Consider the following 21,874-nt stretch of genomic DNA (forward strand, 5'->3'; position numbering starts at 1 on the left):
CCCTCCTCCTTTACGCTTGATCCAATAAAGCGGACAGCTTTTTCAGCGCTTCCGCTCTGTGGCTGATTTTGTTCTTTTCGCCGCTTGAGAGCTCGGCCATCGTTTGATCTTTGTCTTTGACGAGAAAAACCGGGTCGTAGCCGAAGCCGTTTGTGCCGCACGGCTCTTCGGTAATGTACCCTTCCACAGAACCTTCGACCGTTTTCGTTTCCTGTCCGGGAATGCATATTGCGAGCGCGCATCTGAACCTCGCGGAACGGTCTTCTTTTTCCACCCCTTCGAGCTCTTTCAATAGCTTTTTCAGATTGGCGAGATCGTTTTTCTCTTCTCCTGCATAGCGGGCCGAGTATACGCCGGGGCTGCCGCCGAGATAGTCGACAGACAGGCCGGAGTCGTCGGCAATCACGATTTTTCCGGTTTCTTTCGAAATTGTTTCCGCTTTAATCACAGCGTTTTCTTCAAAAGTCTGCCCGGTTTCTTCGATTTCGGGTGTATAGCCGATGTCCAGTAAAGATTTGACATCGTAGCCCCTCGGTTCAAGCATCGCTTTGAATTCCCTGACTTTCCCTTCGTTTTTCGTGGCAATGATGACTTCCTTCATCGTGTATCAGCCTTTCTCATGTTATTGTTGAATAGATAATGCAACGTCGCCGAGCACTTCTTTCTGCTTTTCGATGAGTTCGGCGATCCCTTTTTCAGCCAGCTCTAAAAGCCCGTCCAGTTCACTTCTTGAGAATGTCGCTTCCTCTCCTGTTCCCTGAAGTTCGACAAAGCGGCCTTCGCCTGTCATGACGACGTTCATATCAACCTCAGCTGCAGAATCTTCCTGGTAGTTCAAATCAAGGATCAATCCTTTTTCCTTATCGATGCCCACTGAAGTGGCAGCCAAAAAGTCGGTGATCGGCATCTCCTTCAGCGCGCCTTTTTCGACGAGTCTTCCGACGGCAAGCGCCATGGCGGTGAATGCTCCGGTAATCGACGCAGTTCTCGTACCCCCGTCCGCCTGAATGACGTCGCAGTCGATCCAGATCGTCCGCTCACCGAGCTTTTCCAAATCAACAACCGCCCGAAGAGCTCTTCCGATCAGCCGTTGGATTTCCATCGTCCGCCCGGAGATTTTCCCTTTTGACGATTCCCTGATCGTCCTTTGGTTCGTGGCCCGCGGCAGCATGCTGTATTCCGCGGTGATCCAGCCCTTCCCTTCTCCTCTCAAAAAGGGCGGTACGCGGTCTTCCACAGACGCGTTGCATATCACCTTTGTCCCGCCGACTGTAATCAGGACCGATCCTTCGGGATGCGTAATAAAGTCGAGGTCCATTGTGACAGGGCGCAGTTCATTGTTTTTTCTTCCATCGTATCTCATTTTTTACCTCCGATTGTATGTACATAAACCTTTCACAATCATTCCGCTCTTCCAAAAAGCTGAATAAAGAAAGAGGCAGCTTTGATCGCTCACCTCTTTTTCTATAGTATATCAAAAATTTCGGCTTAAAAACTACCTGTGTTCACCTTGCTCGGTCTTGAAACCGGCTTGGAAAGCTTTTCTCCTTTTTCATTCACGAGCTCGGATTTTCCGTTCACGGTAACCGACACACTTTTCACATCAGGCAGTTCGGTTAATGTCAACACGATACTGTTTAACACTTCATCCGATATCACTTTTTTCTGGCCGTCGGCACTTCCGTAGATCGCTTCGTTAAAGTCGAGGGTTACATGGCCGTCTTCAATCTTCGGCTTGTTTTCAAGCTTGACGTCGCCCTGGAAATCGGAGAGCAGGCCGCTTTTATTGTCCGGTCCTTCAGTCAGCTCTTTAATCGCCGCCGTCACCTGATCTTTTTCTTTTGCAGACGTCCGCTTTGTCACCGGAACGTAATATGTGCCTTTATCTGATTCAGCCAAATAATAGACGGTGACCGGCTGTGTCGCCGTTATATCTGTCACACCCGCCGTGTCGAGGTTAATGCCGTCCTCGCGGCTGAGTTCTTCTGAAATCGGCGTGCCGTTAACAGGCATTTCTTTCAAATCATGGCCGTTCATGCGGAGCTTCACTTTATCAATCGAGTTAAACTGCGTTAACGTCCATGTAATCGCCTGTACGATTTTTTGCTCATCTTCAGCTTTATAGTTTTTAAATTCATTTGAGAAATCAGCGATCGCTGTTCCGTCTTCTTTAATATCAACATTGACCGTTGTATCCGCCGGCAGCACGGCTCTGAATCCGTTTGGCAGGATGTTTGAAACAGGGCCGCCTTCAACGAGGTATTCAAGCGCTTGTTTAGCCGTCCCTTCCTGCTTTGGCAGCGGCAGCGTCTGCGCTGTCACATAGCCGTTCTTATCAATGAGATAAAGCTCTCTCATGACCGTATCGCCCGTTTGAGCGGCTTTATCGTCGCTTGTCGTTTTGCTGCCTTTGTCTTCTGTTTTATCTTTGGTTTTGTCTGTTTTGTCTTGCTCCTTCTCCTCTTTTACATATGTGATGTCCTGCGGCGGATCTATCTCCTCTGAGGCTTGATCTGACTGAAATATTCCGCACCCGGAAAGAAGCAGCGCGGAGGCCGTAACCGTAACCGCGATTCCTTTCATTCCTTTTTTCAGCATACTTTTCCCTCCTAAGGCAGTTTGTACTATTATGTATACGAGCCCGTTTTTGAATTAGACCGCTTTTTAAAAAAATCCCTCTGAATACAAAAAACCTTTTCTTTAAAAGAAAAGGCCATGAAAAAAGCTGCCGTTTGCATGTGCGGCAGCTTTATTTTACAGCGGTCTCCTGAAGAGAAATGCTTTCCACATTTTTCACTTCGTATCCAAACCAATCGTTTGCAATTTTTGTGAAGCGGGCGCGCTCCCCAGTTGTTAAAAACAAGTGTTCCGGCGGTTCCGCCGTTTTGCTTAATAAACCGTTGTATGACAAGATCGTGCTGACTTCCCTGGCCGTTTCATCTCCGGAGGAAATGATGTTGACGCGCTCTCCCATATAGCGCTGAATCGGCTCTTTTAAAATCGGATAATGCGTACATCCGAGAATCAGCGTATCGATTGATGAATCTCTGAGCGGGTGCAGTGACGTCCTGACGATTTCATCAGCCGTCTCATCCAAAAATTTGCCGCTTTCCACAAACGGGACAAACATTGGGCAAGCCAGATTTTCCACCGTTAAATCTCCGTTCAACGAAAGAAGCGCTTCTTCGTATGCGCCGCTTTTGATCGTGTTTTCCGTTCCGATTACGCCGATTCGCTGGTTTTCCGTCACTTTAATCGCGGTTCTGGCTCCGGGCTGCACCACGCCGATGACGGGTATCGCAACTTCCCTGCTGATTTCCTCTAGCGCGATGGCCGTTGCTGTATTGCAGGCGATCACGAGCATTTTAATATGGTGGCGGGATAACAGATAATTTGTCATTTCCCATGTATATGACAGGACTTCTTTTCTGTCCCTCGGTCCGTATGGACACCTTTTCGTGTCTCCAAGATATATAATTTTTTCTTTCGGCAGCTGCCTCATGATTTCTTTTGCAACGGTTAAACCGCCGACTCCCGAATCAATGACTCCTATCGGTTGATCCAACAAAATCGCCTCATTTTCTGTTCATTTCCTGCTGAAGTTTAATTAATAATTTTTCAAACGCGGCTGTTTCTTCCTCGGAAAACGCCTCTAACATGTCTTCTAAATAGTCCTGCCTTTTTTGAATGACCTCCTGGATGATCCGCTCTCCTTCCGATAAAAGATGAATGCGGACTACGCGCCTGTCGGACGGATCTTTAACCCGTTCAACGAGGTTGTTTTTCTCCATTCGGTCAATTAAATCCGTTGTGGTGCTGCACGCCAGGTACATCTTTTGTGATAACTCGCCGATCGTCATATCCCCGTATTCATACAGCCATTGAAGACCGACAAACTGGGGAGGGGTAATCGTATATTGGGTGAGAATTTCTCTTCCTTTTTGTTTAATGATGCCCGCAATATGGCGGAGTGATTTTTCAATGTCCGCTATGTGATTCAAAGAAGCATTCGAATTCATTTTCTCTACCTCGCTCGACTCGTTGTTTTGTTTTCAAAACACTTGAGTCTATTTTCCTTCTTTTCTACACAAATTGCAAGACTTCAACATGAATATACAAATTGCTCTTGAAAAAACAAATAACCGGTTCCCTTCTTGATACAAGAAGGAACACCGGCTCAATTTAGAGCTCTAGCTCACCCATTCGAAGAAGTTCAACAACAGCTTGCGAACGGCCTTTCACTCCCAATTTTTGCATTGCATTGGAAATGTGATTACGTACAGTCTTTTCACTTATAAAGAGCTCGCTTGCGATTTCCTTTGTTGTCTTGTCTTGAACGAGCAATTCGAACACTTCTCTTTCTCTTTTTGTTAGCAGCGGCTTTGATTGAAACTCTTTCTCCTTCAAGTATTGTAACCCTCCTTGCTAAGGTGAGAGCTGATCTGAAACGAATGGGTTTCGATATAGTCGTGATATCATATGAAACATACGCAAGGTCGGTGACGTTTCTGACGGAGAAAAGGGTTCCCTCAAACACCTATTTTTCAAATCATGACACAGGCATCGTTTCAGGGCTGAACTTCTAAGGAAGACATTTTAAAATCCAGGAGATCAGCCGCCATCTCTTCGTAATATATGCGTGCGTCTTCTTCTTCTGCACAGCGCTGATGATTTGTGCAGCCGCTTTTTCGGGCGAAGCCGTCCAAAACAGATGATCACCTTTTGCAAGAGCCGTGTCCACGAAGCCGGGCTGAATTTCGGTGACCGCAATTTCATCGCAACCGAGTTTTTTCACTTTTTGACGAAGTCCTTTTAAATAATTTGAAACGAATGCTTTTGAAGCGGCGTAGGTGACGGCCCCTCCGTTTCCTCTCAGCGCGGCGATGGATGAAATGCCGACTAAATGCCCTCTCCCGTTTTTGATAAAATGCTCCATCAACACGTTCGAGCAGGACACAAATCCCGTCACATTGACATCGATCGTTTCCTTTTCTTTGCTCCAATCCATTTCGCTTTCCAAATATCCAACACCTGAACAGATGAAGACTGCGTCTGCCCCATTCATCTCATCAAGCAGTTCTTTCAACAGTATAGGCGAGTGTTCGCTGTCGGCTGTATCGATCTTTTTAATGTATGAAGGTCCAGGGAGGTCGTCGCGCAATTTGGCTAGCAGCTCATACCGTCTTGCAGCAAGACCGACCTCCACTCCTCCGGCTGACAGCTGCTTGGCAAGCGCATTGCCAATTCCGGAACTCGCGCCGATGATTATCGCTTTTTTCATTTTCCTCTCCCTGTCAATTATTTCTCAGGAAATGAGTTATTGCCAAGCAGTTTTGCTTTTTGTTCGTCTGTCCATTTCACGGGTTTACCCGTATCTTTCGCAATTTGCACCATAACCGCCAGTCCTGTAAAGCAAAGGCCGCCTTCCCCATTTTTCGCTGCGTAATGGAGGGTGAGCGAGGCGTTGCCGACAGATGCTGTTTTGACGCCGATTTTTAAACGTTCATGAAGCATGACCTGCTGAAAATAGTCGCATTGCTGGCTCGCCACGACGGGAATGGCCGCGCTCTTCCCGTCTGAAAGGCGGTCCATGACGCCCAGGTGCTTGAAATAGGAAATCCTCGCTTCTTCGAAGTAGACAAACGGTGTGACATTGTTCATATGACCGAACATGTCCGTTTCTGAAAAACGGACGGAAACTTCATCAAAAAAAGAAAATGACTGACACCATGTGTCAAACGGTTCTTCGATATATCCCGGCAATTTCAATGTTTTCATCCCCTTTGATCATGAAAACACCTCTTCGGTTTGAAGAGGTGCGTTTTTTCGTGTTATTCCGTGTTGTCGCTTCCGAAGAAGTTTTTAAACGCCTGAACGGTCGTATCCCTGTTTAATGCAGCGATTGAGGTTGTGAGCGGGATGCCTTTCGGACACGACTGCACGCAGTTTTGCGAGTTGCCGCATTCGGCCAGTCCGCCGTCTCCCATAATCGCTTCAAGCCGTTCAGATTTGTTCATCGCTCCCGTCGGATGGGTGTTGAATAAGCGAACTTGCGAGAGCGGTGCAGGTCCCATAAAGTTTGTTTTATCGTTCACGTTCGGACAAGCTTCAAGACACACGCCGCAAGTCATGCATTTTGACAGCTCATAAGCCCACTGACGTCTTCTTTCAGGCATTCTCGGTCCCGGTCCGAGATCATATGTGCCGTCGATCGGCACCCATGCTTTGACTTTCTTTAACGAATCAAACATGCGGCTCCGATCCACTTGAAGGTCGCGGACAACCGGGAATGTTTTCATCGGTTCAAGGCGGATCGGCTGCTCAAGCTGGTCGATCAGCGCTGTACAGGACTGTCTCGGCTTGCCGTTGATCACCATGGAGCAAGCGCCGCACACTTCCTCGAGACAGTTCATATCCCAAGCAATCGGCGACGTTTTTTCTCCCTTTGCATTCACCGGGTTCCTTCTGATTTCCATCAAAGCGGAAATCACGTTCATATTCGGACGGTATGGAATTTCAAACTCTTCCTGGTAAGGATTAGAATCCGATGTATCCTGACGAGTGATGATAAACTTGATTGTCTTATTTTCACTCATGATTTCGCCACCTTTTTCTTCGAGTAATCCCGTTTACGCGGTGCGATTAATGAAACATCGACATCCTCATAATGGAATTTCGGGGCTTCAAAATCGCCTGCATGTTTCGCCATTGTTGTTTTCAGCCATTCCTCGTCATTACGTTCAGGGAAATCCGGTTTATAATGGGCGCCGCGGCTCTCATTCCGGTTGTATGCACCGAGCGTGATCACCCGTGCCAATTGCAGCATGTTGTGCAGCTGGCGCGTGAATACGGCGCCCTGGTTGCTCCATTTTGCCGTATCGTTGATATTGATGTTTCGGTAGCGCTCGGCAAGCTCTTGGATTTTTTCATCCGTTTTCAGCAGCTTGTCATTGTAGCGCACGACCGTCACGTTGTCTGTCATCCATTCGCCGAGCTCTTTATGAAGGACATAAGCATTTTCATTGCCGTCCATTTTCATTATGTCAGCCCACTTTTCTTCTTCCTTTTTGACGTATGCATCGAAAACGGAAGAAGACAGATCTTCTGCGGATGTTTCGAGACCTTGAATGTATTCAACGGCTTTCGGACCTGCCACCATGCCGCCGTAAATGGCTGACAAGAGCGAGTTCGCTCCCAGGCGGTTTCCGCCGTGCATCGAATAGTCGCATTCTCCCGCGGCAAACAGTCCAGGAATGTTGGTCATCTGATCGTAGTCGACCCAAAGTCCGCCCATTGAGTAGTGAACCGCAGGGAAGATTTTCATCGGCAGCTTGCGCGGATCGTCACCCATGAATTTTTCATAGATTTCAATGATTCCGCCCAGCTTGATGTCCAATTCCTTCGGATCTTTGTGGGAAAGATCGAGATAAACCATGTTTTCGCCGTTGATGCCGAGCTTTTGTCTGACGCACACATCAAATATTTCACGCGTCGCAATATCACGCGGCACAAGGTTTCCATATGCCGGATATTTCTCTTCGAGGAAATACCAAGGCTTGCCGTCTTTATACGTCCAGACTCGTCCGCCTTCACCGCGCGCCGATTCGCTCATCAGCCGCAGCTTGTCGTCTCCAGGAATGGCGGTCGGATGGATCTGGATGAACTCTCCGTTCGCATAGTAAGCACCCTGCTGGTAAACGATCGAAGCGGCTGATCCGGTATTGATCATCGAGTTCGTCGATTTTCCGAAGATGATGCCCGGCCCCCCGGTCGCCATGATGACTGCGTCCGAACGGAACGACTCGATTTCCATCGTCGTTAAGTTTTGGGCGACGATGCCCCTGCACGTATTGTCATCATCAAGAACGGCTCCGAGAAACTCCCAGCCTTCATATTTCGAAACGAGCCCTTCAACTTCGAAGCGGCGAACCTGCTCATCCAGCGCGTACAAGAGCTGCTGTCCGGTCGTCGCCCCCGCATATGCCGTTCTGTGATGCTGGGTTCCTCCGAAGCGCCGGAAGTCAAGCAGCCCTTCAGGCGTTCTGTTAAACATGACGCCCATGCGGTCAAGCAAATGAATGATCGACGGCGCCGCTTCACACATCGCTTTGACCGGCGGCTGATTCGCCAGAAAGTCGCCTCCGTACACCGTGTCGTCAAAATGCTCCCATGGGGAGTCTCCTTCACCTTTTGTATTGACCGCTCCGTTGATTCCGCCCTGCGCACATACGGAATGTGAGCGCTTAACGGGAACGATCGAAAATAGTTTTACATTTGTTCCTGCTTCCGCAGCTTTAATGGTCGCCATCAGACCCGCTAGTCCTCCGCCGACAACGATGATGCTTGAATTGCTCATGCCTGCCCCACTCCCTCTAGTAATCTAGTTCTTTTACACAAATGCCAAAATCGCTCTCAGCCCTACATAGGACAGCACAACAAAGACTCCCATTGTCACAAACGTGGCGATTCGCTGTGAGCGAGGAGAAACAGTGATTCCCCAAGTGACAGCAAACGACCATAAACCGTTTGAAAAGTGGAAGATTGTTGAGAGGACACCTACAATGTAAAAGCCGAGCATGATCGGGGAGCTCAAAATATCAGCCATCATGTCAAAGTTCACCTCTGCCCCCATTTGGGCGGCAATCCGTGTTTCCCACACGTGCCAGCTGACAAAAATCAAGGTAATGATTCCTGTAATCCGCTGCAGAACGAACATCCAGTTTCTAAAAAAGCCGAATCTGTTCGCATTGTTTTTCGCTGTAAAAGCTATGTATACTCCATAAACAGCATGATAAATCAGCGGAAGGAAAATCACGAAGATTTCCAAAGCGTACCTGAACGGCAGGTTTTCCATAAAGTGAGCGGCGTTATTAAACGCCTCTTCTCCGCTTGCCGCAAAATGGTTGACAACCAAATGCTGGATTAAAAATATGCCCACCGGTATGACGCCAAGCAAAGAATGCAGTCTTCGATAAACAAACTCTCTGTTCCCGGCCATTGCTTTACCCCCTAGTTGAAAAGTGCAGTAAAAATGAAAGGTCTCCTATCCCCCGTCCTGTTTCAAATATCGCACTTTGTTAAGTTTTTATGACAATTTCATTTTACTCCTATGAGAAATAGGCGTCAAGAAAACGCGTACATAAATTGAAATTTTCTAAAATTTAATCATATTTTTGAAAATTTTATTTTATCAAAATATAAATATATCAGATTTTTTTCTTCCTAAATGCATGTCTCCGCTGTAATCTTTCACCCCATTTAAGCTATAATAAACGGAGAAAAGAGGGGAGACATTGGATATGAATAAATATGAAGCAAACTTAGCGCAATTAAAAGAGCTGGAAGTCTCCGCATATGGCTATGAGTTGATCAGGGAAGTGCTGCTTCCCGATATGCTGGGACAAGACTACGCAGATATGATGTACTGGGCGGGAAAAAAGCTCGCCCGCAAGTTCCCGCTTGAATCCCGGGAGGATCTTCCCGCTTTCTTTCAGGATGCAGGCTGGGGAACGCTTGCGATCGTCCATTCAAAAAAACAGGAGCTTGAGTTTGAACTCGAAGGCCCGCTGGTTTCAAACCGCCTCAAGTATCAAAAGGAGCCCTGCTTTCAGCTTGAAGCCGGGTTTATCGCCGAGCAAATCCAGCTGATGAACGAACAAATTGCCGAATCTTATGAACAGGTGAAAAAAAGAGCCGGAAAAGTGGTTTTAACGGTGAAATGGGATTTGAAAGACCCGGCATAACTATGCAAAAAGGCGGAGACTGCAAAAGTCCCGCCTTTTTCTTTTTAAATGACTGCTGTCTGCTTCGACAGTTCAAAAGCATCATGCAGCGCTTCAACGGCTTTCACCATATCGCCTTCGTTGACGACAGTCGAAACTTTGATTTCGGATGTGCTGACCATTTTGACCTGGATGTTTTTTTCCGCCAGCACAGCGAACATTTCCGCTGCTACTCCCGGGTTGGAGATCATGCCAGAACCGACGATCGACACTTTGGCAAGCCTGTTTTCCGTTTCAATCTGTTCATAGTCGAGCGCGTCTTTGTATTCTTCTAGAACTTCAACCGTCCGTTTTAAGTCTTCCGTTTTCACTGAGAAAGAAATCGACGTTTTGCTTGTGCCTGTCACCGATTGAATGATGATGTCAACGTTGATGTTCTGTTTGGCGAGCGTTGTAAAAATCGTTGACAGCGTCGTCAGGCCGCTCGCCAGGCCGCATACGGTCACGCGTGTGATCTGATCTTCAAATGCAATGCCTCTTACGATTAAATTCTGTTCCATTGATGATTCCTCCTCGATTAATGTGCCGGCTTCTTTTTCGGTGCTTGAACGGACTTCCAAAGGCACCTGGTAGTTTTTCGCAAATTCAACAGCTCTCGGATGAAGGACGCCTGCTCCAAGATTGGCAAGCTCCAGCATTTCATCGTAGGAGATTCCGGCCAGCTTCCGCGCTGTTTTCACATAGCGGGGATCCGTCGTGAAAACCCCCGGCACATCGGTGTAAATGTCGCATTTATCAGCTTTCAGGGCTGCTGCGAGGGCAACGGCTGTCGTATCTGATCCGCCTCTGCCGAGCGTTGTGATTTCGCCTTCCGCTGTGACGCCCTGGAATCCGGCGACAACGGCGATTTTCCCTTCATTCAGGCGCTCTTTCAGCTTGGCTGTATCAATGTTCGTAATTCTTGCGTTGCCGTGAATATTTTCGGTTTCGATGCCGGCCTGCCAGCCTGTATAGGAAACCGCATCATACCCCTTGTTCTGCAAAGCCATTGTCAACAGCGAAATCGTCACCTGCTCTCCTGTTGTCAGCAGCATGTCCATTTCCCTGCTGCTCGGCTGCTCGGTGATTTCCTTGGCAAGCGCGACGAGGGAGTCCGTCGATTTGCCCATCGCCGAAACGACGACGACAACATCATGACCGCGCTGTTTTTCTTCGATGACGCGGTTTGCGACATTCAATATTTTTTCCACTGACCCTACGGAAGTTCCGCCAAATTTTTGGACGATGAGACCCATCAAATACCACCCTTTTTGTTTTCGTTCGTGTTTGTTTATGTATGAAGAGGAAAGCTTGACCGGCGGCCTGTACGGTTTTTTTTGCACAAAAAAAGCAACGAGAGAATTCCCTCATTGCTTTAACCAACAAAAATGCCGATGATCTTAAACAACGAGATAGCTCTCCAAGAAATGATTTCTTGACAGCCTCACATTTATTCAATGTAAAGCCAGCAGGAAAAACGAGTGGATTTTTCCCCGCTTCGGCGACGCTCCCCTTTCGGCTTTCTTCATCGGAATCCATCTTCCTCATCAAGCCTACTCTTGAAGTTCGCACCTCTATCTTCACCATATCACACGATCTTATTATGAAATTAGTACAAATTCTATCAGATTCTTTTTAAAAGTTCAACATTATTTTTTCAATGCCTCTTCGATCAGCTGCGCCGTTTTCAGAGGTATGCCGAGCTTGCGGATATCTTCGGCGCTCGCTTCCTTCATTTTCTTAACGGAACCGAAATGTTTTAACAGCAGTTTTTTCCGCTGTTCGCCGACGCCCGGTATGCCGTCCAGCACCGATTGAAATGCGCTTTTTCCCCTGAGCTGCCTGTGGAAGCTGATCGCAAACCTGTGCACTTCGTCCTGAATGCGCTGAAGCAGGTAAAATTCCTGGCTGTTCCGCTCAAGCTGGACGATCTCAAGGGGATCGCCGATCAAAAGGTTGGATGTTCTGTGCTTATCGTCTTTCACCAGACCGGCAACAGGGACATCGAGACCCAGTTCATTTTCCAGAACGTCAAGGGCGGCAGACACCTGCCCCTTTCCGCCGTCGATCAAAATTAAATCAGGCAGCGGCAGATTCTCTTTCAGCACCCTTGTATATCTTCTTCTGATGACTTCGCGCATTGATCCGTAGTCGTCAGGACCTTCAACCGTCTTGATCTTATATTTGCGGTACTCTTTTTTATGCGGTTTTCCATCGAGAAATACAACCATGGCCGAAACAGGGTCCGTTCCTTGAATATTTGAGTTATCAAACGCTTCAATTCTGTATGGCGTGTAGATGTCCAGCGCTTTTCCGAGCTTTTCAATCGCGCCGATCGTCCGCTCTTCATCCCGTTCAATGAGCGAAAACTTCTCCTTCAAAGCGAGCTTTGCATTTTTATGGGCAAGGAGCAGCAGGTCTTTTTTCGCTCCTCTTTTCGGCTGGCGCACGTTCACGTCCAAAAGCTCCTCAATCATGTCCTTGTCGACGCTGTCAGGCACCAAAATTTCCTTCGGAAGAAAATGGTTGTTTTTGGAGTAAAATTGCCCGATGAATGTCAGAAATTCCTCGTCTGCTTCCCTGTATAAAGGAAACATGCTGACATCTCTTTCAATCAATTTGCCCTGCCTGATGAAGAAGACCTGGACGCACATCCAGCCCTTGTCATACGAATAGGCAAATACATCGCGGTCAACCATGTCATTCAGCATCATTTTCTGTTTTTCCATCGTTGACTCGATATGGGCAATTTGATCGCGGAATTCTTTCGCCCGTTCAAACTGCAGGTTTTCCGAGGCTTCGAGCATTTTTGCTTCAAGCTCTTTCTTCACTTCATTGTAGCCGCCTTTTAAAAAGCGGGTAATTTCTTCTGTGAGCTGTCTGTTTGTCTCTTCAGACACATCATATACGCATGGCGCCAGACATTGTCCGAGATGATAGTACAAACAGACGCGGTCAGGCAGCTTGGCGCACTTTCTGAGCGGATAGAGGCGGTCCAGCAGCTTTTTTGTTTCCCTCGCAGCCTGGACATTGGGGTACGGCCCGAAATAGCGGCCTTTGTCTTTTTTGACCTTCCTTGTGACAATCAGCTTCGGATGCCGCTCGTTCGTGATTTTAATGAACGGGTAGCTTTTATCATCTTTAAGCATCACGTTATATTTCGGGTCGTACTTTTTGATTAAATTCATTTCAAGAATGAGCGCTTCGATGTTCGAGGATGTGACAATGTATTCGAAGTCTTCAATTTCACTGACAAGACGCTGTGTTTTGGCATCATGGGACCCGCTGAAATAGGAGCGGACCCTGTTTTTTAAGATTTTCGCTTTCCCGACGTAGATGACGGTATCCTGCCTGTCTTTCATCAAGTAGCAGCCAGGCTGATCCGGAAGAAGGGCCAGCTTTTCTTTGATTTTTTTGTTCATCAAAAATCCTTCCTTATTTCGGCGTTTTTCCTTCATTTAAGTTTACCATGACCGACCGTACGTTCGCCACAAATGGAGAAAGAAGATGACTTGTAAGAAAAAAGCGATCCCTTTGGAATCGCCTTTTTCACAGGTTTCTATTTTACAAATGTTTGTTGACCAGTTCTTCAAGCGCTTCTTTCGGTTTAAAGCCGACAGATGTTTCGACCACTTCGCCGTCTTTTAGTACGAGGAGAGTCGGGATGCTCATCACGCCGTATTTGCCGGCAGTTTCTTGGTTTTCGTCAACATCGATTTTTACGATTTTCAGTTTGTCTCCCATTTCTTGATCAAGCTCTTCAAGTACCGGCGCGATCATTTTACAAGGTCCGCACCAAGGAGCCCAAAAGTCGGCAAGAACTACGCCTTCGCTTGTTTCAGATGAGAATGTTTGATCAGTTGCTTTTACGATAGCCATTCTTTCATTCCTCCAATTGTGAAATTATGCTTTTTAGTATAGCATCTCCCTTTGGTTCACGCTAACATAATGCTTGATTATACGTTTCCCTATCTGCACAGTTTTACACATCGGGATTTTAGCCTTTCTGAAAATGTCCATATCCCATGTTATTTTGCAGAAGGCGGAAATGTGCCTATGTCAAAAGCCGGCCATTTCAGGCCGGCTTTTGATCATGTGCTGACGCTCAGCTTTTTAAATTCCTCCGTGAGCAGCGGAACGATTTCAAATAAGTCGCCGACGATCCCGTAGTCGGCAATTTTAAATATATCAGCTTCCGGATCTTTGTTGATGGCAACGATGATTTTGCTGTTTGACATCCCTGCGAGGTGCTGAATCGCTCCTGAAATGCCGCAGGCGATATATAAGTCAGGTGTCACAACTTTGCCGGTCTGGCCGATTTGAAGCGAATAGTCGCAGTAGTCTGCGTCACAGGCTCCCCTTGAAGCGCCGACCGCCCCGCCCAATACATCGGCGAGCTTCTGCAGCGGTTTAAAGCCTTCCTCGCTTTTGACGCCGCGACCGCCGGCTACGATAATTTTCGCTTCAGACAAATCGACGCCTTCGGACGTTTTTTTGACAATATCCTTGATGACCGTTCTGATGTCCCGAATATCTGCTTCGATGCTTTCGACCGCTCCTGTCCGCGTCTCATCTTTGTCAAGCGGGGCGATATTATTCGGTCTGATCGTTGCAAAAATCGTTTCATCTTCGGAAATGATCCGTTCAAACGCTTTGCCCGAGTAAATCGGCCTTGTAAACACGATGTTGCCGCCGGCCACTTCGACATCGACGGCATCCGATATCAGCCCTGTTCCCATACGGGCTGAAAGCTTCGGCGACAAGTCTTTTCCCATTGACGTATGTCCGAAAATGATGACGTCCGGATTCTCGCGTTCTATGATCGGCAACAAGGCTTGAACATAGCCGTCAGACGTATAGTTTTTCAAGAGCGGGTTTTCGGCTGTAAGCACTCTGTCAGCGCCGTAATGGATCAGTTCTGCCGCATGACTTGAAACGCTTTCACCGAACAGTACGCCGATCACCTCTCCCCCTTCGGCAACCGTTTTTCCTGCGGCTATCGCTTCGAAAGTCACATTCCTCAACGAACCGTCTCTGAACTCTCCCAATACGATAACTTTTTTGCTCATGTCCATTTCCCCCTGTATTTTAATGACCGTGTTATTTCTCCCTTCGGCTTCATACGACCTTTGCTTCGCTTCTCAGCAGTGATACAAGTTCTGCCGCCTGCTGCTCCGGCTCCCCTTCAAGGATTTTCCCGGCTTCTTTTTTCGGAGGCAGGAACCGTTCGATCGTTTTTGTTTTCGCAGCCACGTCTTCTTCGTCGATGTCGAGATCATCAAGCTCAAGCTCCTCGAGAGGCTTTTTCTTTGCCTTCATGATTCCCGGAAGAGACGGATAACGCGGCTCGTTCAACCCCTGCTGTGCAGTCGCTACGATTGGAAGCGATGTTTGGATCACTTCAAGATCGCCCTCGGCGTCGCGTTCCGCTTCAACATCTCCGCCGTTTACCGTCAGCTTTGTAATCGTCGTAATACAAGGAATGCCCAGCAGTTCGGCCAAACGAGGCGCAACCTGTCCCGATCCCCCGTCGATCGCCACATTCCCGCCGAGTATAATGTCGTACTCGCGGTCTTTCAAATAGTTGTAAAGGATGGCTGAAGCCGTATATTGGTCCGCTTCTTCCACGTCGTCTTCAATGTTGATCAGAACGGCTTTGTCGCACCCCATCGCCAGAGCCGTCCTGAGTTCTTTTTCAGCTTCTTCCTCGCCGACTGTCACGACCGTAATTTCACCGCCGTGCTTCTCTTTCAACTGGAGCGCTTCTTCAATGGCGTACTCATCGTACGGATTGATGATGAATTCCGCTCCGTCCGTGTTGATTTCCCCTTGTTCGATCTGAATTTTCTCCTCTGTATCAAACGTGCGCTTCATTAAGACATAAATGTTCATGTTCTGTTCATCCCCTTTGTTTTCACGTTTGTTATTTCCCTTTAAAATGCGGCTTCCGCTTTTCAAGAAATGCCTGAATCCCTTCCTTCGCATCCTCGGATTGGAACACTTCGCCGAAGTATTTCCCTTCTAGCTTGAGGCCTCCTTCATACGAATACACTTTGCTCGAATTCAGGAGTTCAATGACATAAGCCATCGTCTGCGGACTTTTTTCAGCGAATTTTTGTGCGAGCTCTTTTGCCTTTTGCAGCACTTCTTCTTCATTCGCCGCCAAAATCGTGACAAGACCGTATTCAAAAGCTTCCTTGCCGGATATCGGCTCTGATGTCCCGATCATTTCAAGCGCTTTGGCGGTGCCCACATACTTGGGAAGGCGCTGCGTTCCCGCAAAGCCGGGAATGATTCCGAGATTCAGTTCGGGAAGGCCGAGCTTTGCGCTTTCCTCGGCAATCCGGATGTGGCATGCCATCGCTAGCTCAAGACCGCCTCCAAGAGTGGCCCCGTGAATCGCGGCGATCACCGGTTTTGGAAAAGATTCTACTTTTTCGAAAATCTGCTGGCCCTTATCAGCCAAATTTGCATAATCAGACCCGTCCATCAATGATGTAAACTCTTTAATATCAGCGCCTGCCGAGAAAAATCTTCCTTCCCCGTGAATAACGACGCTTCTGACATCCTGACGTTCTGAAAGTTCATCAAGGCATGCAGAAAGATCTTCAAGCACTTGCGTCGATAGCGCATTTGCCGGCGGGTGCTGAATCGTAATCGTCGCAACATGGCCGTCTACGGCGTATGATAATGCTGCCATTTTTATTCCTCCTCCTTCGTCTTTTGGCTGCTGAACCCGTGGATCAGCAATTCATGAATGCTGTCTGCCAGGTTTGGGAGATCGTATTTTTGATCATTCATCACCCAGGTTGTAACCGTCTCATCCACCGTACCGAAAATCATCTGCTTCGCAAGGCGGACGTCAAGCGTGCTTTTAAATTCTCCAGCTTCTTTTCCTTCGGTGATGATGTCTTCCAGGATCGTTAAGTACCCTTTGAGAATCTCATTGATTTTCAGCCTCAGCTCAAGATTCGACTGCCTCAGCTCAAGCTGGGTGACAATCGCGAGGTGGCGATCGCTGCTGAGCAGTTCAAAGTGCTTTTTGATGAACAGCGAAAGCTTTTCTGTCGCCGAATTTTTCGCTGTCATTTCTTCGCTCATCTGCTCGATAAACTGTCCCATTTTCTCTTTGAATAATGAGATGAGAATGTCTTCTTTGTTTTTAAAATAAAGATAAATGGTGCCGTCCGCCACCCCGGCCTGCTTGGCGATTTTTGAAACCTGCGCCTGATGGTATCCGTTTTCTGCAATCACAATGACAGCTGCGTCGATAATCTGCATATACTTTGGTCTCTTTTGTTTCAATTGGCTTCGTTCCTTTCAAATTAATGAATGAATACTCATTCATGAGTTAATCGTAAATAAAAATGGACGCTTTGTCAAGAAGCTAAAAGTAAATCGCATCACAAAAGCATGCCGTCAAAATCGACGGCATGCTTTTTCAGACGCCGGTCTTTTCCTCTTGAACGAGCGCTCTTCTTAAAATCTTTCCGACCGCCGTTTTCGGAAGTTCGTCCCTGAACTCGTATACTTTTGGCACTTTATAAGGAGCGAGACGCGATCTGGCATATTCGTCCAATTCCTTCTCCGTTATTGTAACATGATCTTTCAGCACAACAAAAGCCTTAACCGTTTCCCCCCTGTATTCATCAGGGATGCCGGCAACGACCGCCTCCTGAACGGCTTCATGCTCGTAGAGCACTTCTTCGATTTCGCGCGGGTAGATGTTGTATCCCCCGGCAATGATCACGTCTTTTTTGCGGTCGACGATATAAAAGAAGCCGTCTTTATCCATGTAGCCGATGTCTCCGGTAAAAAACCAGCCGTCCCTTAGACTCTGAGCGGTTTCTTCATCATTGTTCCAGTAGCCTTTCATCACCTGCGGTCCTTTGACGGCGATTTCTCCATGCTCATAAGGCCCGAGAAAACCGCCGGTTTCTTCCGAATAGATAGCAGCGTCTGTACCAGGCCAAGGACACCCGATACTGCCCGCTTTATTCAAATCCCAAATAAAATTGGCGTGAGTGACCGGCGACGTTTCAGACATTCCATAACCTTCGACAAGCCTTCCGCCCGTCACCTTTTCAAACTGCTGTTTGACTTCAACAGGAAGCGCCGCAGATCCGCTCAAACAGCTCTTAATCGATGACAGATCGTATTGGTGAAGGTCGGGATGGTTCAACAGGGCGATATAAATCGTCGGCGCCCCCGGAAATATCGTCGGCTTTTCTTTATCGATCGTTTTCAGCGCTGCGCGCGCGTCAAATCTCGGCAGCAGGATCATTTCATACCCCTGCCTGATCGTGAAATTCAAGACGGCCGTCATTCCGTAGACGTGAAAAAACGGAACGATCCCCAGCACCTTCTCCTCCCCTTTATTCAATTGATAAAACCAGGCGGCGCACATCTCCATGTTGGCTAGTATGTTGCGGTGGCTGAGCATGACGCCTTTTGGCGTGCCTGTCGTTCCTCCGGTATACTGCAGGACGGCAATGTCGTGGGCCGGATCAATTTCAATACCGGGCGGTCCGCTTGGAACGGGGCGTTTCATGATGGTGCGGAAAAGGTGGGTCGTCTCATTTTCATTGATCTCAACGGACATTTGATTCTCTTTTTTTTGAACGATCGGGTACAGCAGATTTTTAGGGAAAGGCAGGTAATCTTTTATGCTTGTCGCAATGATGTGCCTAATGCTTGTTAGCGCTTTCATTTTATATGCCGCCGGGTACAGCATGTCGAGCGTAATGATGATGGTTGCCCCGCTGTCATGAAGCAGATGTTCAAGCTCCCTTTCCGTATACAGCGGATTTGTCTGGACGACGATGCCGCCGGAGAAAAGAACGCCGTAATACGCGATAACCGCCTGCGGGCAGTTCGGCAGCATGATCGATACTCTGTCTCCTTTTTGAATGCCGAGCGACAGCAGGTAATCTGCCATTTTTAAAGCATCCTCGTAAACTTCCCGGTACGAACGTTTTTTTCCGAGAAAATGAATCGCTGTTTTTTCTGAAAACTGCTGGGCGGATTGTTGCAGGATGGAATGGAGTGTTTGATCTTCAAATTGCAGCTCGTGAGGAATTTGTTCGGGATAATGACGCAGCCACGGTTTTTCAGTCGGCATAAGCTCCCCCCTTTTAAACAATATATTCTTGATTTGAGTATATCAAAACAATATTCAGAAAGTAATGATATTTTTTCATTTTTAAAAAGGCGCCCCTTTTTTAGGACACCTTTTTCAAGCATAAAAGATCATATAAATCAGGCCGATAACCACAAATACCCCAGCTGTAAAAAACAGGACTTTCGCTAATTTCTCCATGTTGATCCCCTTTAGATACCCGAAGCCACGACAAATGACAGGCCTACTGAAATGACGAATGAAATGAAGCCGACTGCGCGGTTGTCGTTTTCAATCTCCTTGTCAATTTTAAAGCGCGGCGTCAGAAATTCAAAAATGAAGTAGCCGATCAAAAGCAGGATAAAACCGAACAGCCCCCACCCCATCATTTGCAGCAGGGAATTATGCTGGCTGATCGATTTTTGCAGCACGTTGGCGATGCCTAAAATTTTTCCGCCTGTTGCCATCGCAACCGCCATGTTTCCTTTTTGAATCTCCTCCCAATTTTTATACGTGGTGACGAGTTCAAACACAGATAAAAATATCACAAGACACAAAACGGAAACACTGTAGTACGCGGCGATTTCCACAAGGTTGTTCTCCCAAAACTCTTTCATCCTTTTAGACTCCCTTTATTATTTTAATTCGACAATGGTGACTCCTGATCCTCCCTCTCCCGCTTCGCCGAACCGGGAGTTTTTCACATTGCGGTGGGATTTCAATAGGTCCTGGACGCCTTTTCGGAGGGCGCCGGTTCCTTTTCCGTGAATGATCGAGACTCTCGGATAGCCCGCAAGCACCGCATCATCCAAGTATTTTTCAACCCGGTGAAGCGCATTTTCATACCGCTCCCCCCTAAGGTCGAGTTCGAGCGAGACGTGATAATCTTTCCCTTTGACGGCGGCGATCGTTTTTTGTTTCTCGGGTTCGGGTGCCGATTTCAGGAATTCCAGATCCTTTTCCTTGACCTTCATTTTCAGGATGCCGATTTGCACATTCCATTCGGCCGCACCCGTTTTTTCGAGCAGCGTCCCTTTTTGGCCAAAGGTTAAAACTTTGACTTCATCGCCCGGTTTTAATTCGCGCTTGTCCGTTTTTTTCTGAGCCGGCTTTTTCGCTTTTTCAAACGAAGGCACGGCTTCTTCAAGGCGCTTTTTCGCCTCGATCAGCTCATGGTCTTTAAATGCTTTATGGTCTTCTTTGATCATGCGGAGCGACTGGATGATGTCGTCTGCTTCTTTCATCGCTGCTTTGACTTTTTCAGCCGCTTTTTGCTCCGCTTCTTCGTAGAGCTTGTCTTTTTTCTCCTGCCATTCGCTGATCTGCTGCTGCAGGTCGCGGTGAAGGGCTTCAGCTTCCGCGCGGATGGCTTCGGTCTCCTTGAGCTCCGCTTCTGCGCGCTTTTTGCTGTCTTCCAGCGATGCGATCATCGTATCAACTTCATTATGTTCGGCCGTCATCTCCGCTTTTGCGCGGCCGATCAGGTAATCAGGCAGCCCGAGGCGCTTCGAGATTTCGAACGCATTGCTTCGGCCGGGCACTCCAATTAAAAGCTTGTATGTCGGTGATAGTGTATCGATATCAAATTCGACGCTTGCATTAATGACATTTTCGCGATTGTAGCCGTATGCCTTCAGCTCCGGGTAATGGGTCGTGGCAATGACGCGTGCGCCTGTCTGGCACACCTCATCAAGGATGCTGATCGCAAGGGCCGCGCCTTCCTGCGGGTCTGTTCCGGCACCGAGCTCGTCAAAAAGCACAAGGCTGTTTTCCGTCATGTCTTTCAAAATATCGACGATGTTGACCATATGCGACGAGAACGTACTTAAGCTTTGTTCGATTGACTGTTCATCGCCGATATCGGCAAATACTTGATCAAATACGGCGGTCTCTGATCCTTCTTCCGCCGGTACGTGCAATCCCGACTGCGCCATCATGGTCAAAAGCCCGAGCGTTTTGAGCGTCACCGTTTTCCCCCCCGTGTTCGGGCCCGTGATGACAATTGTCGTATACTCTCCGCCGAGCTCAATATCATTCGGAACGACCTCATCCAGGGGCAAAAGCGGGTGGCGGGCTTGAATCAGGCGGACATAGCCGTCAGCGTTGACAGCCGGTTTAACCGCTTTTGTCGCTTTTGCATATTTTGCTTTTGCAAAAATAAAGTCCAGCGTCTGAAGCACTTTGACATCGTGAAAGAGCTCATTTGTGTGCTCTGCCGTCTTTTCTGTCAGGACGCGCAAAATCCGTTCAATCTCCTGTTTTTCGTTTACTTTTGCCTGGCGAAGCGCATTGTTCATATCGACAATCGCCTGAGGCTCGATAAACAATGTCGCACCGGAAGAAGACTGATCGTGCACGATTCCTCCGTAGCTTGATCTGTACTCCTGTTTGACAGGGATGACGAAGCGGTCGTTGCGAATCGTGATGATCGTATCCGACAGCATTTTTTGCGCAGATGAAGAACGCAGCATCGATTCCAGCCGGTCCCTGATTCTTGATTCAAGCGTCCGCAGCTGGGTCCTGATTCCCCTTAACGTCTCTGATGCATGATCAAGCACTTCCCCATGATCATCGATGCACGAATTGATGTCCCTTTCCAATTCGGAAAGCGGTATGAGCTTTTCTGCATATTGATGAAGATAAGGAATCTCAACCCCGTCTTCGAACAGGCCTTCAAGAAAGTGCTTCATCTGTTTTGCTGCGTATAGCAGACCCGATATTTCAGTCAATTCCGCCGGGCTTAAAATGCTGCCGATTTCTGCCCTTCTTAACGCTTTTCTAATGTCCGTAAGGCCGCCGAAAGGGGCGCTTCCTTTTAAACGCAGGACGGTTCCTGCTTCATCGACTTCTTCCTGCAGCTTTTTAACTTCTTCGAGCGAACGGGAAGGTTTGAGTTCCAAAAGCATTTCCTTCCCCAAAGAAGATGCCGCATGCTCTGTGAGCTGTTCTTTTACTTTATGAAATTCAAGTGCTGATAGCGCTTTTTGCTGCAACG

The 21,874-nt window shown here is 47.8% G+C and carries 22 protein-coding genes and 1 riboswitch; of the genes, 1 reads left to right on the forward strand and 21 read right to left on the reverse strand.

Features of this window, described 5'->3' with window-relative positions; all coding sequences use genetic code 11:
- Positions 1–10: 10 nt before the first annotated feature.
- From H7F26_RS21215 to H7F26_RS21265, 11 genes are all read right to left on the reverse strand, one after another.
- Positions 11–601, reverse strand: coding sequence for an XTP/dITP diphosphatase (locus H7F26_RS21215; protein WP_003184143.1), 591 nt, complete (start codon positions 599–601; stop codon positions 11–13).
- A gap of 21 nt (positions 602–622) precedes the next feature.
- Positions 623–1,363 carry a ribonuclease PH gene (gene rph, locus H7F26_RS21220; protein WP_003184144.1) on the reverse strand — a complete coding sequence of 247 codons (741 nt, stop codon included), beginning with the start codon at positions 1,361–1,363 and terminating at the stop codon, positions 623–625.
- A 125-nt stretch (positions 1,364–1,488) separates the two neighbouring features.
- Entirely contained in the window at positions 1,489–2,598 is a 1,110-nt protein-coding gene (locus tag H7F26_RS21225; RefSeq protein WP_003184146.1) for a GerMN domain-containing protein, read from the reverse strand.
- 151 nt (positions 2,599–2,749) lie between these two features.
- Positions 2,750–3,568 (reverse strand): glutamate racemase, encoded by an 819-nt coding sequence (gene racE / locus H7F26_RS21230; RefSeq protein ID WP_009329331.1) that lies wholly within the window; start codon positions 3,566–3,568, stop codon positions 2,750–2,752.
- 7 nt (positions 3,569–3,575) lie between these two features.
- Complete coding sequence (locus H7F26_RS21235) at positions 3,576–4,019, reverse strand: MarR family winged helix-turn-helix transcriptional regulator (protein ID WP_003184148.1); 444 nt, start codon at positions 4,017–4,019, stop codon at positions 3,576–3,578.
- Between the two features lie 163 nt (positions 4,020–4,182).
- Positions 4,183–4,407, reverse strand: coding sequence for a spore germination transcription factor GerE (gerE, locus tag H7F26_RS21240; RefSeq protein ID WP_003184172.1), 225 nt, complete (start codon positions 4,405–4,407; stop codon positions 4,183–4,185).
- 175 nt (positions 4,408–4,582) lie between these two features.
- On the reverse strand, positions 4,583–5,281 hold the full coding sequence (locus H7F26_RS21245) for an SDR family NAD(P)-dependent oxidoreductase (RefSeq protein ID WP_003184174.1): 699 nt from the start codon (positions 5,279–5,281) through the stop codon (positions 4,583–4,585).
- Positions 5,282–5,298: 17 nt separating this feature from the next.
- On the reverse strand, positions 5,299–5,769 hold the full coding sequence (locus H7F26_RS21250) for an acyl-CoA thioesterase (RefSeq protein ID WP_003184175.1): 471 nt from the start codon (positions 5,767–5,769) through the stop codon (positions 5,299–5,301).
- Positions 5,770–5,831: 62 nt separating this feature from the next.
- Positions 5,832–6,596, reverse strand: a complete 765-nt coding sequence (sdhB, locus tag H7F26_RS21255; protein WP_009329332.1) for a succinate dehydrogenase iron-sulfur subunit — start codon at positions 6,594–6,596, stop codon at positions 5,832–5,834.
- A complete protein-coding gene (gene sdhA, locus H7F26_RS21260; protein WP_003184180.1) occupies positions 6,593–8,356 on the reverse strand; it encodes a succinate dehydrogenase flavoprotein subunit in 1,764 nt (587 codons plus the stop codon). The genes sdhB and sdhA overlap by 4 nt, the downstream gene beginning before the upstream one ends.
- A 33-nt stretch (positions 8,357–8,389) precedes the next feature.
- A complete protein-coding gene (locus H7F26_RS21265) occupies positions 8,390–8,998 on the reverse strand; it encodes a succinate dehydrogenase cytochrome b558 subunit (RefSeq protein WP_003184182.1) in 609 nt (202 codons plus the stop codon).
- Between the two features lie 301 nt (positions 8,999–9,299).
- Here H7F26_RS21265 and H7F26_RS21270 point away from each other — a divergent pair, with 301 nt between their 5' ends.
- Positions 9,300–9,743, forward strand: a complete 444-nt coding sequence (locus tag H7F26_RS21270; protein WP_003184184.1) for a YslB family protein — start codon at positions 9,300–9,302, stop codon at positions 9,741–9,743.
- Between the two features lie 44 nt (positions 9,744–9,787).
- Here the strand turns inward: H7F26_RS21270 and H7F26_RS21275 are convergent, their stop codons facing one another.
- The 10 genes from H7F26_RS21275 to H7F26_RS21320 form a co-directional block, all read right to left on the reverse strand.
- The gene (locus H7F26_RS21275; RefSeq protein WP_003184185.1) at positions 9,788–11,017 is read right to left on the reverse strand and encodes an aspartate kinase; all 1,230 of its coding nucleotides are present in this window, start codon (positions 11,015–11,017) and stop codon (positions 9,788–9,790) included.
- A 149-nt stretch (positions 11,018–11,166) separates the two neighbouring features.
- Positions 11,167–11,346, reverse strand: a riboswitch (Lysine riboswitch).
- A gap of 64 nt (positions 11,347–11,410) precedes the next feature.
- Positions 11,411–13,183, reverse strand: a complete 1,773-nt coding sequence (gene uvrC, locus H7F26_RS21280) for an excinuclease ABC subunit UvrC (protein WP_016885566.1) — start codon at positions 13,181–13,183, stop codon at positions 11,411–11,413.
- Positions 13,184–13,325: 142 nt separating this feature from the next.
- Complete coding sequence (gene trxA, locus H7F26_RS21285) at positions 13,326–13,640, reverse strand: thioredoxin (protein ID WP_003184189.1); 315 nt, start codon at positions 13,638–13,640, stop codon at positions 13,326–13,328.
- 212 nt (positions 13,641–13,852) lie between these two features.
- Positions 13,853–14,830: an electron transfer flavoprotein subunit alpha/FixB family protein gene (locus tag H7F26_RS21290; RefSeq protein WP_003184190.1), complete on the reverse strand. Its 978-nt coding sequence runs from the start codon at positions 14,828–14,830 to the stop codon at positions 13,853–13,855.
- A gap of 49 nt (positions 14,831–14,879) precedes the next feature.
- Positions 14,880–15,653 (reverse strand): electron transfer flavoprotein subunit beta/FixA family protein, encoded by a 774-nt coding sequence (locus tag H7F26_RS21295; protein WP_003184191.1) that lies wholly within the window; start codon positions 15,651–15,653, stop codon positions 14,880–14,882.
- Positions 15,654–15,684: 31 nt separating this feature from the next.
- Positions 15,685–16,461, reverse strand: coding sequence for an enoyl-CoA hydratase (locus tag H7F26_RS21300; RefSeq protein ID WP_003184194.1), 777 nt, complete (start codon positions 16,459–16,461; stop codon positions 15,685–15,687).
- Positions 16,462–16,463: 2 nt separating this feature from the next.
- Positions 16,464–17,066, reverse strand: a complete 603-nt coding sequence (locus H7F26_RS21305; protein WP_003184196.1) for a fatty acid metabolism transcriptional regulator FadR — start codon at positions 17,064–17,066, stop codon at positions 16,464–16,466.
- Positions 17,067–17,202: 136 nt separating this feature from the next.
- Positions 17,203–18,882 carry an AMP-binding protein gene (locus tag H7F26_RS21310; protein WP_003184197.1) on the reverse strand — a complete coding sequence of 560 codons (1,680 nt, stop codon included), beginning with the start codon at positions 18,880–18,882 and terminating at the stop codon, positions 17,203–17,205.
- 209 nt (positions 18,883–19,091) lie between these two features.
- Positions 19,092–19,496: a DUF350 domain-containing protein gene (locus H7F26_RS21315; protein ID WP_003184198.1), complete on the reverse strand. Its 405-nt coding sequence runs from the start codon at positions 19,494–19,496 to the stop codon at positions 19,092–19,094.
- An 18-nt stretch (positions 19,497–19,514) separates the two neighbouring features.
- Complete coding sequence (locus tag H7F26_RS21320; RefSeq protein ID WP_009329338.1) at positions 19,515–21,872, reverse strand: endonuclease MutS2; 2,358 nt, start codon at positions 21,870–21,872, stop codon at positions 19,515–19,517.
- Positions 21,873–21,874 lie beyond the last annotated feature (2 nt).

The organism is Bacillus sp. PAMC28748 (genome assembly GCF_014250415.1).
Lineage (GTDB): Bacteria > Bacillota > Bacilli > Bacillales > Bacillaceae > Bacillus > Bacillus licheniformis.

Excerpts from the sequence above, each read along its gene's own strand:
- H7F26_RS21215 (WP_003184143.1), bottom strand. The coding sequence starts at position 601 with ATGAAGGAAGTCATCATTGCCACGAAAAACGAAGGGAAAGTCAGGGAA.
- rph (WP_003184144.1), bottom strand. The coding sequence starts at position 1,363 with ATGAGATACGATGGAAGAAAAAACAATGAACTGCGCCCTGTCACAATG.
- H7F26_RS21225 (WP_003184146.1), bottom strand. The coding sequence starts at position 2,598 with ATGCTGAAAAAAGGAATGAAAGGAATCGCGGTTACGGTTACGGCCTCC.
- H7F26_RS21235 (WP_003184148.1), bottom strand. The coding sequence starts at position 4,019 with ATGAATTCGAATGCTTCTTTGAATCACATAGCGGACATTGAAAAATCA.
- H7F26_RS21245 (WP_003184174.1), bottom strand. The coding sequence starts at position 5,281 with ATGAAAAAAGCGATAATCATCGGCGCGAGTTCCGGAATTGGCAATGCG.
- sdhB (WP_009329332.1), bottom strand. The coding sequence starts at position 6,596 with ATGAGTGAAAATAAGACAATCAAGTTTATCATCACTCGTCAGGATACA.
- sdhA (WP_003184180.1), bottom strand. The coding sequence starts at position 8,356 with ATGAGCAATTCAAGCATCATCGTTGTCGGCGGAGGACTAGCGGGTCTG.
- H7F26_RS21265 (WP_003184182.1), bottom strand. The coding sequence starts at position 8,998 with ATGGCCGGGAACAGAGAGTTTGTTTATCGAAGACTGCATTCTTTGCTT.
- H7F26_RS21270 (WP_003184184.1), top strand. The coding sequence starts at position 9,300 with ATGAATAAATATGAAGCAAACTTAGCGCAATTAAAAGAGCTGGAAGTC.
- H7F26_RS21275 (WP_003184185.1), bottom strand. The coding sequence starts at position 11,017 with ATGGGTCTCATCGTCCAAAAATTTGGCGGAACTTCCGTAGGGTCAGTG.
- uvrC (WP_016885566.1), bottom strand. The coding sequence starts at position 13,183 with ATGAACAAAAAAATCAAAGAAAAGCTGGCCCTTCTTCCGGATCAGCCT.
- trxA (WP_003184189.1), bottom strand. The coding sequence starts at position 13,640 with ATGGCTATCGTAAAAGCAACTGATCAAACATTCTCATCTGAAACAAGC.
- H7F26_RS21290 (WP_003184190.1), bottom strand. The coding sequence starts at position 14,830 with ATGAGCAAAAAAGTTATCGTATTGGGAGAGTTCAGAGACGGTTCGTTG.
- H7F26_RS21295 (WP_003184191.1), bottom strand. The coding sequence starts at position 15,653 with ATGAACATTTATGTCTTAATGAAGCGCACGTTTGATACAGAGGAGAAA.
- H7F26_RS21300 (WP_003184194.1), bottom strand. The coding sequence starts at position 16,461 with ATGGCAGCATTATCATACGCCGTAGACGGCCATGTTGCGACGATTACG.
- H7F26_RS21310 (WP_003184197.1), bottom strand. The coding sequence starts at position 18,882 with ATGCCGACTGAAAAACCGTGGCTGCGTCATTATCCCGAACAAATTCCT.
- H7F26_RS21315 (WP_003184198.1), bottom strand. The coding sequence starts at position 19,496 with ATGAAAGAGTTTTGGGAGAACAACCTTGTGGAAATCGCCGCGTACTAC.